The 16,848-nt window shown below is 60.7% G+C and carries 8 protein-coding genes and 4 pseudogenes; 4 read left to right on the top strand and 8 right to left on the bottom strand.

The window, feature by feature from the left end:
- The 4 genes and pseudogenes from JCM25146_RS22430 to JCM25146_RS08230 form a co-directional block, all read left to right on the top strand.
- Positions 1-454, top strand: a pseudogene (locus JCM25146_RS22430) (hypothetical protein); the annotation flags it as partial.
- 29 nt (positions 455-483) lie between these two features.
- Entirely contained in the window at positions 484-2,268 is a 1,785-nt protein-coding gene (locus tag JCM25146_RS08240) for an ABC transporter ATP-binding protein (RefSeq protein WP_025827212.1), read from the top strand.
- 173 nt (positions 2,269-2,441) lie between these two features.
- A complete protein-coding gene (locus JCM25146_RS08235) occupies positions 2,442-3,614 on the top strand; it encodes an HlyD family secretion protein (protein ID WP_025827211.1) in 1,173 nt (390 codons plus the stop codon).
- The gene (locus JCM25146_RS08230) at positions 3,611-5,188 is read left to right on the top strand and encodes a DHA2 family efflux MFS transporter permease subunit (RefSeq protein WP_025827209.1); all 1,578 of its coding nucleotides are present in this window, start codon (positions 3,611-3,613) and stop codon (positions 5,186-5,188) included. The genes JCM25146_RS08235 and JCM25146_RS08230 overlap by 4 nt, the downstream gene beginning before the upstream one ends.
- A 118-nt stretch (positions 5,189-5,306) precedes the next feature.
- Here JCM25146_RS08230 and JCM25146_RS08225 read toward each other — a convergent pair whose 3' ends face one another.
- The 8 genes and pseudogenes from JCM25146_RS08225 to carB all read right to left on the bottom strand — a co-directional run bounded on the left by JCM25146_RS08225 (position 5,307) and on the right by carB (position 16,835).
- Complete coding sequence (locus JCM25146_RS08225) at positions 5,307-5,813, bottom strand: RNA pyrophosphohydrolase (RefSeq protein ID WP_025827206.1); 507 nt, start codon at positions 5,811-5,813, stop codon at positions 5,307-5,309.
- Positions 5,813-6,931 (bottom strand): divergent polysaccharide deacetylase family protein, encoded by a 1,119-nt coding sequence (locus JCM25146_RS08220; RefSeq protein WP_025827204.1) that lies wholly within the window; start codon positions 6,929-6,931, stop codon positions 5,813-5,815. The genes JCM25146_RS08225 and JCM25146_RS08220 overlap by 1 nt, the downstream gene beginning before the upstream one ends.
- A 26-nt stretch (positions 6,932-6,957) precedes the next feature.
- Positions 6,958-8,405 (bottom strand): annotated as a pseudogene (locus JCM25146_RS18220) (S41 family peptidase).
- 182 nt (positions 8,406-8,587) lie between these two features.
- Entirely contained in the window at positions 8,588-10,057 is a 1,470-nt protein-coding gene (locus JCM25146_RS08210) for a murein hydrolase activator EnvC family protein (protein ID WP_025827202.1), read from the bottom strand.
- Positions 10,058-11,559: pseudogene (gene gpmI, locus JCM25146_RS18215) on the bottom strand (2,3-bisphosphoglycerate-independent phosphoglycerate mutase).
- A gap of 207 nt (positions 11,560-11,766) precedes the next feature.
- Entirely contained in the window at positions 11,767-12,963 is a 1,197-nt protein-coding gene (locus JCM25146_RS08200; RefSeq protein WP_025827200.1) for a threonine ammonia-lyase, read from the bottom strand.
- Between the two features lies 1 nt (position 12,964).
- Complete coding sequence (gene greA / locus JCM25146_RS08195) at positions 12,965-13,438, bottom strand: transcription elongation factor GreA (protein WP_025827198.1); 474 nt, start codon at positions 13,436-13,438, stop codon at positions 12,965-12,967.
- Positions 13,439-13,582: 144 nt separating this feature from the next.
- Positions 13,583-16,835, bottom strand: a pseudogene (gene carB / locus JCM25146_RS18210) (carbamoyl-phosphate synthase large subunit).
- Positions 16,836-16,848: the final 13 nt, after the last annotated feature.

The following is a 16,848-nucleotide window of genomic DNA, read 5'->3' as shown; positions in this document are numbered from 1 at the left end:
GAGCCGGAATGCCCCTGCCACCGCCCGCCGCCTGAAGCTGTCCCGCGCCGAGAGTGGGCTGCTGGCCGCGTTTGCCAAGCCCGCTCCCGTGCCGGATGTGGGTATGGGGGATGATGCTTTGCGCCGCCTTGTGGCGGTTGAGCCGCCTGATGTGTTGGTGGGGCGGTTATGGCTGCATCAGGCCGCACAGGCCCATACGGATGCGCAGAATAGGGCATTTGCACAACTCAGGAGCAGGCTGCTTGGAATGGATGTTCCTGTTTTTCCTCTGGCCGGGCGGGACGTGGTGGCCATGGGCGGGCAGGCCGGGCCAGAGATCGGGCGTATTATGGGCCTTGTCCGGCAATGGTGGCTGGACGGGGGGTGTCTTGCGGGGGCGGCGGAGTGCCGCGAGCGGATAAAACACTATCTGAACGTAAAAACGGCACAAAGCGGGCCCCGGCCCCTTACATGACCGGGCGGGAGGCTGGTAGAGAACAGGGTATGACATCCGTGCAAAATGCCGCCCCCTCCCGCTCTTCCCGCCAGATGCCGCCTGGTGATACGCGGCTCCTGCTCAAAAGACTGTGGCGTACACAGGTCAGCCGGTACCCGGGCCGCATTGCGGGCGTTGTGGCGGTTACGGTGCTTATGGCCGTGCTGACGGCCCTGTACCCGCTGGTTATCCAGCGAGCACTGGACATGTTTGCTGCACATGACCCGCGCATCCTGTATCAGGTGCCATTGCTGGTGGTAGTGATTACACTGGCCAAGTCTCTGGCCCAGTATGGGCAGACACTGGCAACACAGGGGCTGGTGCTGCTGGTCATCCGGGGGTTGCAGGAGCAGATGTTTGATCATCTGGTCAGTACGGATATTGCCCATGTGGAGCAGGAGGCCCCGGCCAAACTGGCCGCACGCTTTACCACAGATGCTGTCTGTATCCGCGATGCCCTGATCCGCGCCGTCAATTCCGTGGGCGATGTGGTGACAGTCGTGGGGCTGATTATTTCCATGCTGTATATGGACTGGGAGCTCAGCCTGATTGGTGCGCTGCTCTACCCCATAGCGGCTGTGCCCGTGCAGCGGCTGGGTCGGCGCGTGCGCCGTGCATCCAGCGGGATGCAGGAACGGGTGGGGGATACCGCAGCCTTCCTGACCGAAAGTTTTGCACAGGCCCGCACGGTGCGCGTGTACAGGCTGGAGGATAGCGAGCGCGCCCGGGCCGCGTTGTCGTTCGACCATCTCTATCAGGCCATGCTACGCATTACCCGTGGCCGTGCAAGGGTGGAACCCCTGCTGGAGGCACTGGGTGGGGTGGCTGTTGCCGCTGTGCTTGGTTTTGCAGGTTGGCGTGCGGCCATGGGGGGCGCAACACTGGGCGACTTTTCCGGCTTTGTTGCCGCCCTGCTTTTGGCCTCACGCCCCTTGCGCGCCCTTGGTTCGCTTAACGCTGCCTTGCAGGAGGGGCTGGGCGGGCTTGTGCATGTTTTTGCCGTGCTTGATGACCCCCCGGCCGTCACTGACGGCCCACACGCCCGCCCGCTGCCCGCAGGTGACGGGCACCTTGTGTTTGAGAACGTGGGCTTTGTGTACGGCGATGGCCGGGTAGGGCTGGAGCAGTTGAGCTTCGATGCACGGCCCGGTTGCACGGTGGCGCTGGTCGGGCCATCGGGGGCAGGCAAGTCCACAGCACTCTCCCTTGTCCCGCGCCTGCATGATGTCACATCGGGGCGCATTATGCTCGATGGGATGGACCTGCGTGACGTGCAGTTGCAAAGCCTGCGTGCTGGTATGGCATATGTCAGTCAGGACCCTTTGCTGTTCGACCTTTCGGTGCGGGAAAATATTCTGATCGGCAGACCCGGTGCATCACAGGCGGAGGTGGCTGCTGCGGCTCGCGCTGCTGCGGCAGAGCAGTTCATACAGGCTCTGCCCAATGGGTATGACACGGTGGTGGGGCCGGGGGGGCAGCGCCTGTCCGGCGGGCAGCGCCAGCGTGTGGCCCTTGCGCGTGCCCTGCTGCGTAACCCCCGCCTGCTGTTACTGGATGAAGCAACAAGTGCGCTCGATAGCGAGAACGAGGCACAGGTGCAGGATGCGTTGGCCACGTTGCGGCGTGGGCGCACGACTCTTATTGTCGCGCACCGCCTGTCCACCGTGCGCTCGGCCGACATGGTTGTGGTGATGAAGGACGGACGCGCTGTGGAATGCGGCACCCATGATGAGCTGATGCGCCATGACGGGCTGTATGCCCGGCTGGTCAGAACTCAGGGGCTGGATCGCTAGGCGGTAAATCCGAGGCGGCTTTCGGGGCCATTGCGGGGAAAAAACAGGCATGTGCCCATGTGGTGCTTGATGCAGGGGTATGAACGTGCCACATACTGACCGAACTGGTCGGTCAGCGTTGCTGGCCGCAAAAAAACGCCGCGCAGGACGTGTGTGAGAGGGCAAGGAACAGAATGGCAGACGACCATAGCGAACAGTCTTTACCACCATCCTCCGCACAGGAGCCCAGTCCCCCACAGGAGCCAGCCAAAAAAAGCAGTCGCGGCAAGGTCATCCTTTCCGGCGTTATTGGCTGTCTGGTTGTGGCAGGTGGGCTGTATTGGTTCATGACCCGTAACGAGGTGGAAACGGACGATGCCTTTACCGCAGGCCGCTCCGTAACCATTGCCCCGCATGTGGAAGGTTACGTGACCGAACTGCTGGTGAACGATAACCAGTTTGTGCGCAAAGGGCAGATTCTGGCCCAGATTGACCCGCGTGACTGGGTTGCCCAGAAGGACCGCGCCGCCGCACAGCTGGCCAATGCACAGGCTGCTGCACAGGCAAGTGACATGATGCACCGCGTAGCGCTGCTGGAATTCCCCGGCAGGCTGTTACAGGCGCAGGGGCAATTGGCCGATGCCAAAGCCCAGCTCTTCAAGGCGCAAACGGATTTCCGTCGCCAGAATGGCGTGGCGCGTGCAGCGACGTCCCAGCAGGATATAGATTACGCAAAAGCCGCGCTGGAGGCAGCTCAGGCGCGGGTCATGGCGGCCGAAGGTGCGGTGCAGATGGCTCAGCCCGTCCAGCCGAATATTGAAAATGCAGCCGTGCAGATTTCGCAGCAGGAAGCGCAGGTCAGGGCGGCGCAGGCCAGCCTTGTATCCGCTGCGCTGAATGTGGAGTGGACCGTCATCCGCGCCCCGCATGATGGCTGGATATCCCAGCGTAATGTGGAGCAGGGCAACTACGTCCGTCAGGGGCAGAGCCTGTTTGCCATTGTAGAGCCCGAAGTCTGGGTTGTGGCCAATTACAAGGAAACACAGATAACCAGAATGCGCCCGGGCCAGAAGGTGGATATCCATGTGGATGCCTACCCGAGCCTGAAGCTGCATGGACATATTGATTCGCTGCAAAAAGGCACGGGGGCGACCTTCAGCGCTTTCCCGCCTGAAAATGCGACTGGCAACTATGTCAAGATCGTGCAGCGTGTGCCGGTTAAAATCCTGATTGATGATGGTCTGGACCCGGACCAGCCGCTGGCCCTTGGTCTGTCTGTTGAGCCAACGGTCCATGTGGACACGCAAGGCCACTCCGACGCTCCCCCGCGTGGCGGCGTGGATAATAGCGGGCAGGTTACTCCATGAGCGCACAGGCTGCCGACGCGCCAGCAGGGTGGAAGCCAAAATATAACCCATGGACCGTGGCCTTTGTGGTGACCATGGCCGCGTTCATGGAAATTCTGGACACCACCATTGTCAACGTGTCCCTCCCGCATATCGCGGGCAGTCTGTCCAGCACGTATGATGATTCAACATGGACGCTTACGGCTTACCTGGTCGCTAACGGCATTGTGCTCACCATTTCGGGTTGGTTGGGAAAAGTGTTTGGCCGCAAACGCTATTTTCTCATCTGCATTACCATGTTTACCGTCTCGTCCTTTTTGTGCGGGATGGCAACAAGTCTGGGCGAACTGGTTGTATTCCGTCTGATGCAGGGCTTTTTTGGTGGTGGGCTTCAGCCTAACCAGCAATCCATCATTCTGGATAGCTTTCCCCCCGCCAAACGGGCTGCGGCATTCGGGCTGACAGCAATTGCCGCCGTGGTCGGCCCGGTTATTGGCCCGACCCTTGGGGGGTGGATTACCGACAACTTCTCGTGGCGGTGGATATTCTTCATTAACGTGCCGTTTGGTTTTCTGACCACTGTTGGGGTCATGACCGTGGTGGAGGACCCGCCATGGGCGCAAAAGCAGAAGGCCCCGGTGGATGTGATCGGCATTAGCCTGATTACCCTTGGCTTTAGCTGCCTTGAAGTCATGGTGGACCGTGGGGAGGATGCGGACTGGTTTGGGTCCAACTTTATCCGCATTATGGGCGTTCTGGCTTTTCTGGGGCTTACCGGGGCTGTCTTCTGGTTGTTGCACACGGATCGGCCCGCAGTGGACCTGCGTGTTTTCAAAGACCGCAATTTTGCCGTGGGTACTGCGCTTATGGGGGCCATGGGCGCGCTGCTGTATGCGTCGGCCATTGTGGTGCCGCAGTTTGCCCAGCAGGTCATGGGCTACACCGCAACCCTGTCCGGCCTGCTGCTCTCCCCCGGCGGGATTGCCGTGATCGTGCTGATTCCCGTTGTGGGCAAGTTGATGACATTGACCAGCGTACGCAACGTGATTGCTATAGGCTTTGGCCTTATGGGTGTGGCGCTGTTCTATTCGGCCCAATTGCTGCCTTTGCTGGATTTTAGGCATCTTATGCTTTACCGCATGAGCCAGACAGCCTGCCTTGCCTTTCTGTTCGTCCCACTTTCAACCATCGCCTATTCCACCATTCCCGAGCGGTTGAACCCCGATGCCTCGGCCCTGTTCAGTATGGCGCGTAACGTGTTGGGGTCTTTGGCCATTTCGGGCGCAACGGCCTTGCTGACCGAGCGCAAACAGGCGCACCAAGCTTATATGGTGCATTGGATGACACCCTTCCATCAGCCATTCAATGCGTATCAGGATCAGGTCAGGCAGGCGGCAACCGCGCGGGGTGCGCCAGAAGGGCTGGCAGATTCTGTTGCCCAGCACGCGCTTTTTCAGGAATTCTCGCGGCAGGTGGCTATGCTGTCTTATAATGAAGTCTTCATGATTTTGGGGATCGGTGCGTTTCTGTGCGTGCCACTGTGCTTTTTGCTCTCCCCCATCCGTGGGGATGGCAAGGCCAAGGGCGCGCATTAAAGCGGGTACTGCCGTTGTGTATTAAAAAACCACCTGCCGGAGGGCGCTTTGCCTTCCCGCAGGTGGTTTTTTTGTTCTGTGCCGGTGGTATTTTTTTGGCGAGTGCTGCCCCGGTGCGTCAGCCCGGCACTGCAAAGCGGCTGAATGCGCGGACCAGCCGTTCATAAATCGGTTTTTTAAAACCAACCGACTGTTCGGGCAGAGATGCCAGTTCTACCCACATCCATGCATCAAATTCAGCAGGTAGGTGACGGTTCAGGCAGATATCGGCCTCTGTTCCGGTAAAGCGCAGGGCAAACCATTTTTGCGTTTGTCCACGGTAACGCCCGCCAAGGGCTTTGCCAATCAGTGCGGCAGGCAGGTCATACTGTATCCATTCCGGGTGTTCGGCCAGAATGCGAACATGCTCTGTACCAAGTTCCTCCCCCACTTCACGCAGGACGGCGGTCTGTGGGTCTTCCCCATCGTCTATGCCGCCTTGTGGGCATTGCCATGTGCCTTGGGTCAGTGGGCCGCCTGCGCCGGGCATGTCGGTACGTCGGGCAATCAGCACATGGCCATCAGCGTTAAAAATCAGCGCACCCACGTTGGGGCGATAGGGCAGGGTTGTCGGGTCAACCGGCATTAGTGGTTGCCTCCCATCATGCGGGGTGCAGTGGTGGAAAGGTTGACGCGCATCTGGCCATTGCTGGCTGGCGGGGGCAGGCTGGCCGGGTCTGGCGGCAGAATAAGCTGGCTGACCGGCACAAGCGTTATGCCAACGTCCTTGAGGTGCGGCAGCCATGCCCGCAGGCAGGCCAGTGCTACGGGGCGCAAGGGGCCAAGCACCCCGATGGCGCGCCCGTTCTGGCGGGCAAGCTGCTGGAGTTTGAGCAACTGGATATCGATATTAACAATATCTTCGTCGGTGTTGATGCTCACATCCGCCGTGCCAACAGCGGGGCTGCTGTCCAGGTGTGTTTGTGGTGTTGCATTCAGGTAGAGCAGGCCGCGCTGGTCCAATGTTGCCAGAATGGACTTGAACCCGCTGGAATTGGGGAAGCCGCCGCCATTTTGTCCGTCAAAAGCATTGGTCACACCCACATACCCGGCCAGATGCGAGAGGGACCAGTTGAGGTTGTCCATATTCTGTTTGGCAGAGAGCAGAACCCCCAGCGCTTTGGGGCCTTCGCTATTGCTTGGGCTGTCCTTGCTGCCATTGGCGGGTTTGTCTGCCTCCCCCTGCATGGGCAGGGAGAGCAGGAGTTCATGCTGGTGCTGGCGGGCGGCCTCCATAATGGCGTCCGGGTCCGCCACATAAGGTGATACGGCGAGCGAAACCTGACCGGGGAGTGCGGCGATTGCATCCTTGGTCAGGTCTTCGGACTGGCCAACACCGTCAACCAGCAGCGCAACCATGGGGGTGCCGGGGGGCACTTCCACTGGTGGTGCGGCGTATACCTGTCGTGGCAAGGCACCATGCGCCCCACGAATGGGGAGGGGAAAGCCCCCCGGTCCGGGGCTTTTTTCAAGCAGAGCAGCCTGCGGAGGGGGAATGTTGACCAGATGCCCCCCCGTACCATCTGCCCGGCTGCCGCTTTGGGCTACGGTATCTATATCATCCCCCCCTGCAATCAGGTGGGGTGGCCCCATGATCTGCAGGGTCAGGGCCAGTGCAGAGGTTGCCGCAAGGCAGCCCCCCCAAAAGCGGATGAACAACCGGCCATTGGCCGGAAGCTGCTGCCATAGGGTGGAGGTCTGCATGGCCACTGTCTTATCCCTGCTCCGTGTTAGTTATGCGCCGCACAGTCAGTTTTGGCTGCGGGTTTGAGTGGCGGCAGGGATGCCGTGGGGTCGGGTGCAGGCAGGCCAGCCATGGAGCGTACAACCCGCAGACCTTCCTGTAGCTGGAAGTCCGTACCGGGTTTGTTGTATTCGAACTCCGGCCAGTTGGCAGGGGGCTGGTCAGGAATGATCTTGGCAATGGCGGGCAGGTCCGTGCGCGGTTGCGCCTTGGTCTGGTTGCCACCCTGATTTTTGAGAATATGCTCCAGATCAGCCTCACGCAGGCTGAAACCGGGGTCCTCACGCGTTTCCTTGACCACAATATCGGGGGTAATGCCCAATGCCTGAATGGAACGGCCAGACGGGGTGTAATACCGCGCGGTGGTCAGGCGGACAGCACCATTGCCGGGGATGGGGATAATGGACTGCACGGACCCCTTGCCAAAGCTGCGCGTGCCAAGCAGCACGGCGCGGTGGTGGTCCTGCAGGGCGCCAGACACGATCTCCGATGCAGAGGCCGAGCCGCCATTGATCAGCACCACCATGGGCAGGCCATCGGTAATGTCTGTTCCATGGGCATCCCAGCGCTGGCTGTCCTTGGGGTGGCGTGCGCGGGTGGAGACAATCTCTCCCGAGCGGATAAAGCTGGAGGATACCTCCACCGCCTGATCAAGCAGGCCGCCGGGGTCGTTGCGCAGGTCAAGCACCAGCCCGCCTAGCTTGCCACCGGCCTGTTGCTTGAGGGTGTTGTAGCCCTTGAGCAGTTCTTTTTCCGTGGTTTCGTTGAACTGGGCAATCCGCAGGTAGCCAATCCGGTCGTACAGGGCGGATTTGACCACATCAATATGGATGATCTCGCGCGTCAGGGTGACCGTAATGGGCTTGGGTGTTTTTTCACGCACAAGGGTCAGGGTAATTTTGGTGTTGGGCTTGCCCCGCATTCTCTTGACCGCTTCGTCCAGCGGGGTGCCGTCTATTGTGTGCCCATCCACGGCAATAATGTAATCGCCCGGCTTGATCCCCGCGCGAAAGCCGGTGTGCCATCAATGGGGGAGACAACGCGGATATGGCCATCCTGCTGTTGCAGCTCCAGACCCAGACCGCCAAATTCGCCCTTCATCTGGACCATCATGTCGTCATACTGTTTTTGCGTCATGTATGAGCTGTGGGGATCCAGACCACTGAGCATACCGTTCAGGGCGTTGGTAATCAGGTCCCGGTCGGAAACAGGCTCAACATAGTCGGCCCGGACCAGATCCAGCACCGTGCCAAACAGGGTCAGCAGGCGGTAGGTTTCCGCATGGTTGGTGGTGGGGGAGGCGTCCGTTGTGGGGCTTTCCGCCCGCGCCGGTGTGCCAAGCAATCCCGCGCCATTATTGTGTCCGGGGTGAAAAGTCAGGGCAAGGCCGGTCATGGCTGCGGCGCCGAGCATCAGACCTGTGCGGAACTTCATGCGATCTTGTCTCCTGTCGCAGGGCCTTGGCCCGTGCGCTTGTGCTTCCTGTCTTTTCAAATACGGGCGCCAGTCTGGGCGACCGCGCGGCCAGCCATGCTCGAGCATGGCGGCAGAGTGCGCAAGACTAGCGTGTTCCGTAACGGAGGGGAACAGCCAGCACGCACAACCCGCCCCACTCTTTACAGAAATGGCGCGGGGTTGATGGTTTTTTGTCCGTTACGCAGCTGAATGAACAGCGTGGACGAACTTCCTGTTGCACTCATGTGTCCCAGTGGCGCGCCCTTTGTCAAACTTTGTGCGGTATCCACGCTCAGTTCCGAAAGGCCAGCAAGAATAAAGCGGTAGCGCCGGCCGCAGTTCAAAATCACCATTTGCCCATAGCTGCGGAACGCCCCGGCAAAATCCACGCTGCCAGAGCATGGGGCGCGCACGCTTGCACCCGGCGGTGTGCGGTAGGTCATGCCGGTTGTGGGGCCGGAATCGCTGGCGACCCCCCAGCCAGAGACCAGCCTGCCTGCCACGGGTTGCACCCCCGTGCCTGCGCTGCGTTCGGCAAGGCCGGGTCCTTCTTGCTGGTTGAGTGTGGCCTGCTGTCTTCGGGCTGCCTGTGCGCGTTCGGCCTGATGGGCCTGCTCGGCGGCGGCAATTTCGTGCTGTAAGGCAGTGCGTGCGTTATCTTCCAGTGCATCCAGCCGGGCAATGGCGTCCTGCAAGCTGGACGCGCGCTGGGTCGCGGCAAGGAGCTGCTGTGCGGTATTCTGTGCTGCCCTGCTGGCCTGCTGCTGGGCAATGCGGGCGCGTGCTGCCTGCTGGCGCACCGTGTCGCGCTGCTGGCTCTGGGTCTGTTTGAGTTGGGCAAGCGTTGCGTACTGGGCCGAAAGGTCTGCATCCACAGCACTCAGGCGTGCCTGTTGCGCGCGCATGGCCTGAGCCTGTACCTCCATCTGGCGTGAAAGGCCGCGCAGGATCAAAAATCCGGTGACTGCATCACCCTGCGGTACAGGTGCGGCCAGAAGGGTGTCCGACGGGTAAAGCGACAGGCGCTCGGCTAATGGCAGAATGGGGCCAAGGGCGCGGGCGCTGGTTTGCAGGGTGGTTTGCAAGGTCCGCTGTTCGTCACGGATTGTGCCAATGCGCTCGCTCAGATCAGAGATATGCTGTTCCGTATCCTGTAGCTGGCTCGTGGCGGCAATGGTTGCCGCAGACAGTGCTTGTGCCTGCGTGCTGGCCTGTGTGGCGGCAGCCTGAGCGGCTTCATTTTTAAGGCGTGAGGCCTCAATGGCGCCCGCCTGCCGGGCTTTTTCCATCTCCATGGCGGCGTGCTGTGCATGTGCGGCCTCTACCGCCGCCTGCGCCTGCCGGATCGAGCGGGGTTGTGAGCCAACAGGTGGAGGAGATGGCGTATCTGTTGTGCCAGCCAACGCCTGCTTACCCCGCCGGGGAGGATGGTGCTTTTTATGCGTGGTGGCCTGTGGTGTCTGTCGCGCTGTGGTGGTGTGTGCCCCCCCCTTGTGCTCGGCGCTCCATGCTGGTGGGGCGTGTGGCACCACAGCCATATACCCTGCCAGCACTAACGCAGCCCAGCCCCCCTTGCGACTCACGGTAATGCGGCAAAAGGGTGTGCAGGTGGGGGGCTGGTGGTGGGTCATTCAGTGTTCAAGCAGGGACTGGCCAGTCATTTCCGCAGGTTTGGGCAGGTTCATAATATCCAGCAAGGTAGGGGCAAGGTCTGCCAGCTTGCCGCCATCATGCAGTTTGCTGGCGTGGCTGCCTGCAACAATAAACGGCACAAGGTTGAGGGTATGCGCCGTGTGTGGGCCGCCTGTCTGGGGGTCTTTCATGGTTTCGCAGTTACCGTGGTCGGCGGTGACCACCAGAACACCCTGTTCTTCCTCCAGTGCCTGGGCAATGCGGCCCAGCCCGGTATCCACGGCTTCTACTGCGGTAATGGCTGCGGCCAGTACCCCGGTGTGGCCGACCATGTCCGGGTTGGCAAAGTTGAGGACAATCAGGTCGTATGTGCCGCTTTTAATGGCGGCCACGGCTTTGTCCGTCAATTCAGGGGCCGACATTTCGGGTTGCAGGTCATAGGTGGCCACTTTGGGGGAGGGGACGAGAATACGGTCCTCACCTTCAAACAGGTTTTCACGCCCACCGTTCATGAAGTAGGTGACATGGGGGTATTTTTCGGTCTCGGCCATACGGAGCTGGCGTAGCCCGGCCTGAGCAACCACCTCGCCCAGCAGGTTGGTCAGTTCCTCCGGCGGGAATAGCACGGTCATGCGGGCGGCCAGCGCATCGCTGTAATGGGTCATGGCAAGGGCTGCGGCAAAGTGCACAACCTTGCTGCGGGCAAAGCCGTTAAAGTCCGGCTCAAGCATGGCGTCCATCAACTGGCGGATGCGGTCCGCGCGGAAGTTGAAGGAGAGAATACCGTCCCCGTCCCGCATGCCGGTGTAGCCGGTCAGCACGGTGGGGAGGATAAATTCGTCCGATACATCCTGTGCGTAGGCCGCACTGATAACCTCCTCGGGGCTTTGTGCCTGAGGGCCTGTTGCGTTGAGCAGGGCGTTATAGGCTTTTTCCACCCGGTCCCAGCGTTTGTCGCGGTCCATGGCGTAATAGCGGCCGGAAATGGTGGCAAGCTGCACGGCAGAAGGGAGTGCAGCCCGGAGCTGTTGCAGGTAGGTGGCGGCCGAACGGGGGGCTGTGTCACGCCCATCGGTAAACAGATGGAGGGCTACGGGCACCCCGGCATCGCTGACAATACGGGCAAGGGCTGCTGCATGGTCCTGATGTGAATGTACCCCCCTGCGGAGATAAGCCCCATAAGGTGGCAGGTGCCGCCGGTTTTTTTGAGTGCGGCAATAAAATCGGTCAGTGCCGGGTTGCGCGCCAGAGACCCATCCTCAATAGCCGCAAAAATGCGGGGTAGTTCCTGCATGACCACCCGACCGGCCCCGATGTTGAGGTGCCCGACCTCCGAGTTGCCCATCTGCCCGTCCGGTAGCCCCACATCTTCCCCGCTCGTGCGCAAAAAGCTGTGCGGGTTATTGTGCCATAGCCGGTCAAAACTGGGGGTTCTGGCCAAGTGCACCGCATTGTCCGACGAGTCTTCGCGCCAGCCAAATCCGTCAAGAATGACCAGCATAGCAGTGCGCTTGTGGGGGGGGCGGGGAGATGGCATGGCGTTGGACCTCATTTTTTTATGTTTTTTGGGTTGTGGCGGAATAATGCCACCAAAACGCAGGGAAGATAAAGAGGTCACGGGGCGGGTTGCAGCGGATATGAAAACGGGGTGGTGGAACAGTGTCCACCACCCCGTTGCAGGGCCAATATGGCAAAGCGGGTTACACAGTCAGGCGCGGCGTACGATGTAGGACAGGCCAAGGGCCTTGGTAATCAGTGCCGCATGTTCAGGGTCGCGCGCCTCGATCATGACTTCAAGCTGTGCTGCCTGCACGGAGGGGGCGGCAAAGAGCCGCTGGTGTGAGACCTCGATAATGTTGCCTCCCGCCTCCCCAATGGTTTTGGAAATATCGGCCAGCACACCCGGCCGGTCGGGAATTTCCATAATCAGGCGCAGGATGCGTCCATCCCGCAGCATGGCGCGGAGCAGCGTGTTGGCCAGAATGCGGCTGTCAATATTCCCGCCAGAAATGGGAAGAGCGACCTTTTTGCCCCGGAACAGGTCGGGGTATGTCAGCACGGCGGCAAGGGCTGCGGCACCAGCGCCCTCGCTGACCTGTTTGGCACCTTCTGCCAGCAGGGTAATGGCATTTTCGATCGCACATTCGGAGACAACAAGAACCTTGTCCACCTGCTTGCGAATAACCTCGTCCGTCTGCCTGCCAATCTGGAGCACGGCAATGCCTTCGGCAATGGTGGAGCCACCATTGGGGTGCGTTGCAGGGCCGGGGAAGGCGGCAAGGGAATCGAAGGATTCAACCTGAACACCAATCAGCTCCATGTTCGGGCGCATGGTGCGGGCCGCTACGGCACAGCCAGATAGCAGACCGCCACCCCCAATGGGGGCTACCAGCATGTCCAGCTCCCCGGCATCTTCCAGCAGTTCCAGCGCGCAGGTGCCTTGTCCCGCCATAACCGCAGCATCATCATACGGATGTACAAACGTGCGGCCTTCGCGCGCCTGAAGGTCCTGTGCGAACATCAGCGCTTCGGCAAAGCTCTCCCCTTCAAGCACCACGCGTGCGCCCCAGTTGCGCGTGCGCACCACTTTGCCTGCGGGGGTGAACTTGGGCATGACAATAACCGCGTCGATACCCAGCAGGCTGGCGTGGCGGGCAACGCCCTGGGCGTGATTGCCCGCCGATACGGCTATAACACCGCGTGCACGCTCCTCCGGGGTCAGCAGGGCCAGCTTGTTGGCTGCCCCGCGTTCCTTGAAGGAACCAACAGCCTGAAGGTTCTCCAGCTTGAGCGTAATCTCCGCCCCCGTTGCGCGTGACAGCGCGTGGGAGGGGATTGTGGGCGTGCGGAGAACACGACCCTGAATACGCTTTGCCGCGGCGGTAACGTCGTCGAAGGAGATCATGTCAGATAAATTTGACGGACAGGATTTCGTAAGTTCTGTCACCACCGGGGGCGGGAACAGATACGGTATCGCCTTCCTGCTTGCCAATAAGCGACTTGGCGAGCGGGGATGAGATGGAAATCTTGCTCTGTTTGATGTCTGCCTCGTGCAGGCCAACGATCTGGTAGGTGATTTCCTTGTCCGTATCCTCGTCAACAAGGCATACGGTTGCACCAAATTTGATATGGCTGCCAGACAGGGAGGAAGGTTCGATCACCTCGGCGGTGGAGATCAGCTCTTCCAGCTCCTGAATACGCCCTTCAATAAAGGACTGACGCTCGCGCGCAGCGTGGTATTCGGCATTTTCTGAAAGGTCGCCGTGGCTGCGGGCTTCCGCAATGGCGCGGATAACAGCAGGGCGTTCTTCTGATCTCAGCTTGCGCAGCTCATCTTCAAGCTGAAGCAGGCCCTTGCCCGTCATTGGAGTTTTCTGCAAGACGTGTCCCCAGAATAAAAGCTGCCGGACCTGCTGGCCCGGCGCGGTAGTTACAGTAATAGTCGCGTCGGGTGACGCCTCACACTCGTGGGGTTTGGCCCGGCATGGAACGCAGGGGGCAGCCGGTCAGGCTACCCCCAGTGCTCAGAACGAACCACTAAAGTATGACTGAAGTGGCGCAACATCAAGCGGTCCTTCGCGCATTGCCGCAATAGCGTGGATTGCAGCGCGCGCGCCCGCCATGGTGGTGTAGTGCGGAATACCCAGCACAAGGGCGGAACGGCGGATGTCAAAACTGTCGGCAACCGACTGTGCACCCTGTGCGGTGTTGATGACCATCTGCACTTCGCCCGAGCGGATGGCGTCCACGCAGTGCGGGCGTCCTTCGAGCACCTTGTTGACCACACTGACATCAATGCCGGACTCACGCAGCTTGCGTGCCGTGCCCCGTGTTGCCACGATTTTAAAGCCCATGGAGCCAGCAGGCGGCCCAGCGGGGGCAGTTGCGGCTTGTCGCTCTCACGCACGGACAAGAACACAGTACCACTCATGGGCAGGCGTACACCCGCCCCAAGCTGGGACTTGGCAAAGGCCCGCTCAAAGGAGGTATCCAGCCCCATGACCTCACCCGTAGAGCGCATTTCCGGCCCAAGAATGGTGTCCACTTCCGCAAAGCGGTTGAAGGGGAACACGGCTTCCTTGACCGCCACATGCGGCACAACCGCCCGGTCGTCCAGATTAAAGCCGCTCAGCTTGCTGCCCGCCATGACCCGTGCGCCAATCTTGGCTACGGGAACCCCCGTTGCCTTGGCCACGAACGGCACGGTGCGCGAAGCACGCGGGTTGACTTCCAGCACAAAGATCTCCTGATCCTTGATTGCGTACTGGACGTTCATCAGCCCCACAATGCCAAGCTCACGCGCCATGGCCTCGGTCTGGGCCTTGAGTTCGGTCACAATGGCGGGGGAGAGCGTGTAGGGCGGAAGGGCGCATGCGCTGTCGCCCGAGTGGATGCCCGCTTCCTCAATGTGTTCCATTACCCCGGCCACGTACACATCCGTGCCGTCGGCAATGCAGTCCACATCCGCCTCAATCGCCTCGTTCAGGTAGCGGTCAAGCAGGATGGGGCCGGAGGAAATTTCATGCCCCGCGACCCGCAGCACGTCACGCATGTAACGCTGGAGGGAGGCGCGGTCATACACAATTTCCATCGCCCGGCCACCCAGCACGTAGGATGGGCGGACAACCACCGGGTAGCCTACGCGTTCGGCCACGGCCTCGGCTTCTTCGGGGCTGCGGGCAATGCCGTTTTCGGGCTGGCGCAGGCCAAGCTTGTGCAGCATGGCCTGGAAGCGCTCGCGGTCTTCTGCACGGTCAATGGCGTCAGCGGGGTGCCCAGCAGCGGAATGCCTGCAGCTTCCAGTGCGCGGGAGAGCTTGAGCGGGGTCTGCCCGCCGTACTGCACAATGCAGCCCTTGACCGTACCGTTGCTCTGTTCGCAGCGGATCAGGGCAATGACATCTTCCGCCGTCAGCGGTTCAAAATACAGACGGTCGGACGTGTCATAGTCGGTGGAGACCGTCTCGGGGTTACAGTTGACCATAATGGTCTCATACCCGGCCTCACGCAGGGCGTAGGAGGCATGAACACAGCAGTAGTCGAACTCGATCCCCTGACCAATACGGTTGGGACCACCACCGAGGATGACAATCTTTTCCCGGTCCGTCGGGTTGGATTCACAGACCGGAGGGGCAAAATGCCCTTCGTAGCTGGAATACATATACGGTGTTGCGGAGGCGAACTCGCCCGCGCAGGTATCGATCCGGCGGTAAACAGGGTTTACGCCTGCTTCTGCCCGGAGCTTGGCCACTTCCTCCGGCTGGGTGCCGGACAGGCGGGAGAGCTGCACGTCTGAGAAGCCAAGCGCCTTGAGGCGGCGCAGGCCCTGTGCGTCTTTGGGTAGGCCGTGGTGTTCCACGTCACGCTCGGCGCGGATGATTTTTTCCATCTCACGCAGGAACCACGGTTCAAACTTGCAGGCCTCGTGAATGGCCTCGACCGACAGGCCAGAGCGCAGCGCCTGCGCTGCCATGAGAATACGTTCCGGCCGTGGCTGGGAGAGTGCTGCACGAAAAGCGTCTTCCCCGCCATCGCCGGGGACTTCCACCGGGTCCAGCCCATACAGGCCGGTTTCCATGGAGCGCAGGCCTTTTTGCAGCGCTTCGGGGAAGGAACGGCCAATGGCCATGGCCTCGCCAACCGACTTCATGGACGTGGAGAGCAGGGCGGGTGCGCCGGGGAATTTTTCAAACGTAAAGCGCGGGATCTTGACGACAACATAGTCGATTGTCGGCTCGAAGGACGCTGGCGTTGTACGTGTGATGTCGTTCTTCAGCTCATCGAGCGTGTAGCCCACGGCCAGCTTGGCTGCGACCTTGGCAATGGGGAAGCCCGTTGCCTTGGAGGCTAGTGCCGAGGAGCGCGAGACACGGGGGTTCATCTCGATCACCACCATGCGGCCATCAACGGGGTTGATGCCGAACTGCACGTTGGAGCCGCCGGTTTCCACCCCGATGGCCCGCAGGCAGGCCAGGGAGGCATCACGCAGCCGCTGGTATTCCTTGTCGGTCAGTGTCAGGGCAGGGGCGACCGTAATGGAGTCACCCGTATGCACACCCATGGGGTCGATGTTCTCGATCGAGCAGATGATAATGCAGTTGTCCGCCGTGTCGCGCACAACTTCCATTTCGTACTCTTTCCAGCCCAGTACAGACTCTTCGACCAGCACTTCCGTGGTGGGCGAGGCATCAAGGCCGGAGAGGACAATCCGCTCGAATTCTTCGCGGTTATAGGCAATGCCGCCGCCTGAGCCACCCATGGTAAAGGAGGGGCGGATAATGGTGGGGAAGCCAATCTGCTTGAGTGCCTCGTGCGCTTCGGCCAGCGTGTGGGCAATAAAGCTGCGTGGGCTTTCAATGCCAATGGCGTCCATGGCCTCGCGGAACTTCTGGCGGTCTTCGGCGCGGTCGATCACATCGGCCTTGGCGCCGATCAGCTCGACATTATGCTTTTCCAGAAAACCCGAAGCATGCAGCGCCATGGCTGTGTTCAGCGCTGTCTGCCCGCCCATGGTGGGCAGCACCGCGTCGGGTTTTTCCTTGAGGATAATGCGCTCGACCACTTCTGGCGTAATCGGTTCCACATAAGTGGCGTCCGCAAGGCCGGGGTCGGTCATGATGGTGGCGGGGTTGGAGTTGACCAGAATGACCCGGTACCCTTCTTCCCGCAGGGCCTTACAGGCCTGCGCGCCGGAATAGTCAAATTCGCACGCCTGACCGATAACAATGGGACCGGCGCCGATGATGAGGATGGAGCGGATGTCTGTCCGTTTGGGCATGATGCGTTCGGTC

It is taken from the genome of Acetobacter okinawensis JCM 25146, assembly GCF_000613865.1.
Lineage (GTDB): Bacteria > Pseudomonadota > Alphaproteobacteria > Acetobacterales > Acetobacteraceae > Acetobacter > Acetobacter okinawensis.
The sequence above is the reverse complement of the archived record's forward strand: the minus strand, read 5'-3'. Positions and strand labels throughout refer to the sequence as shown.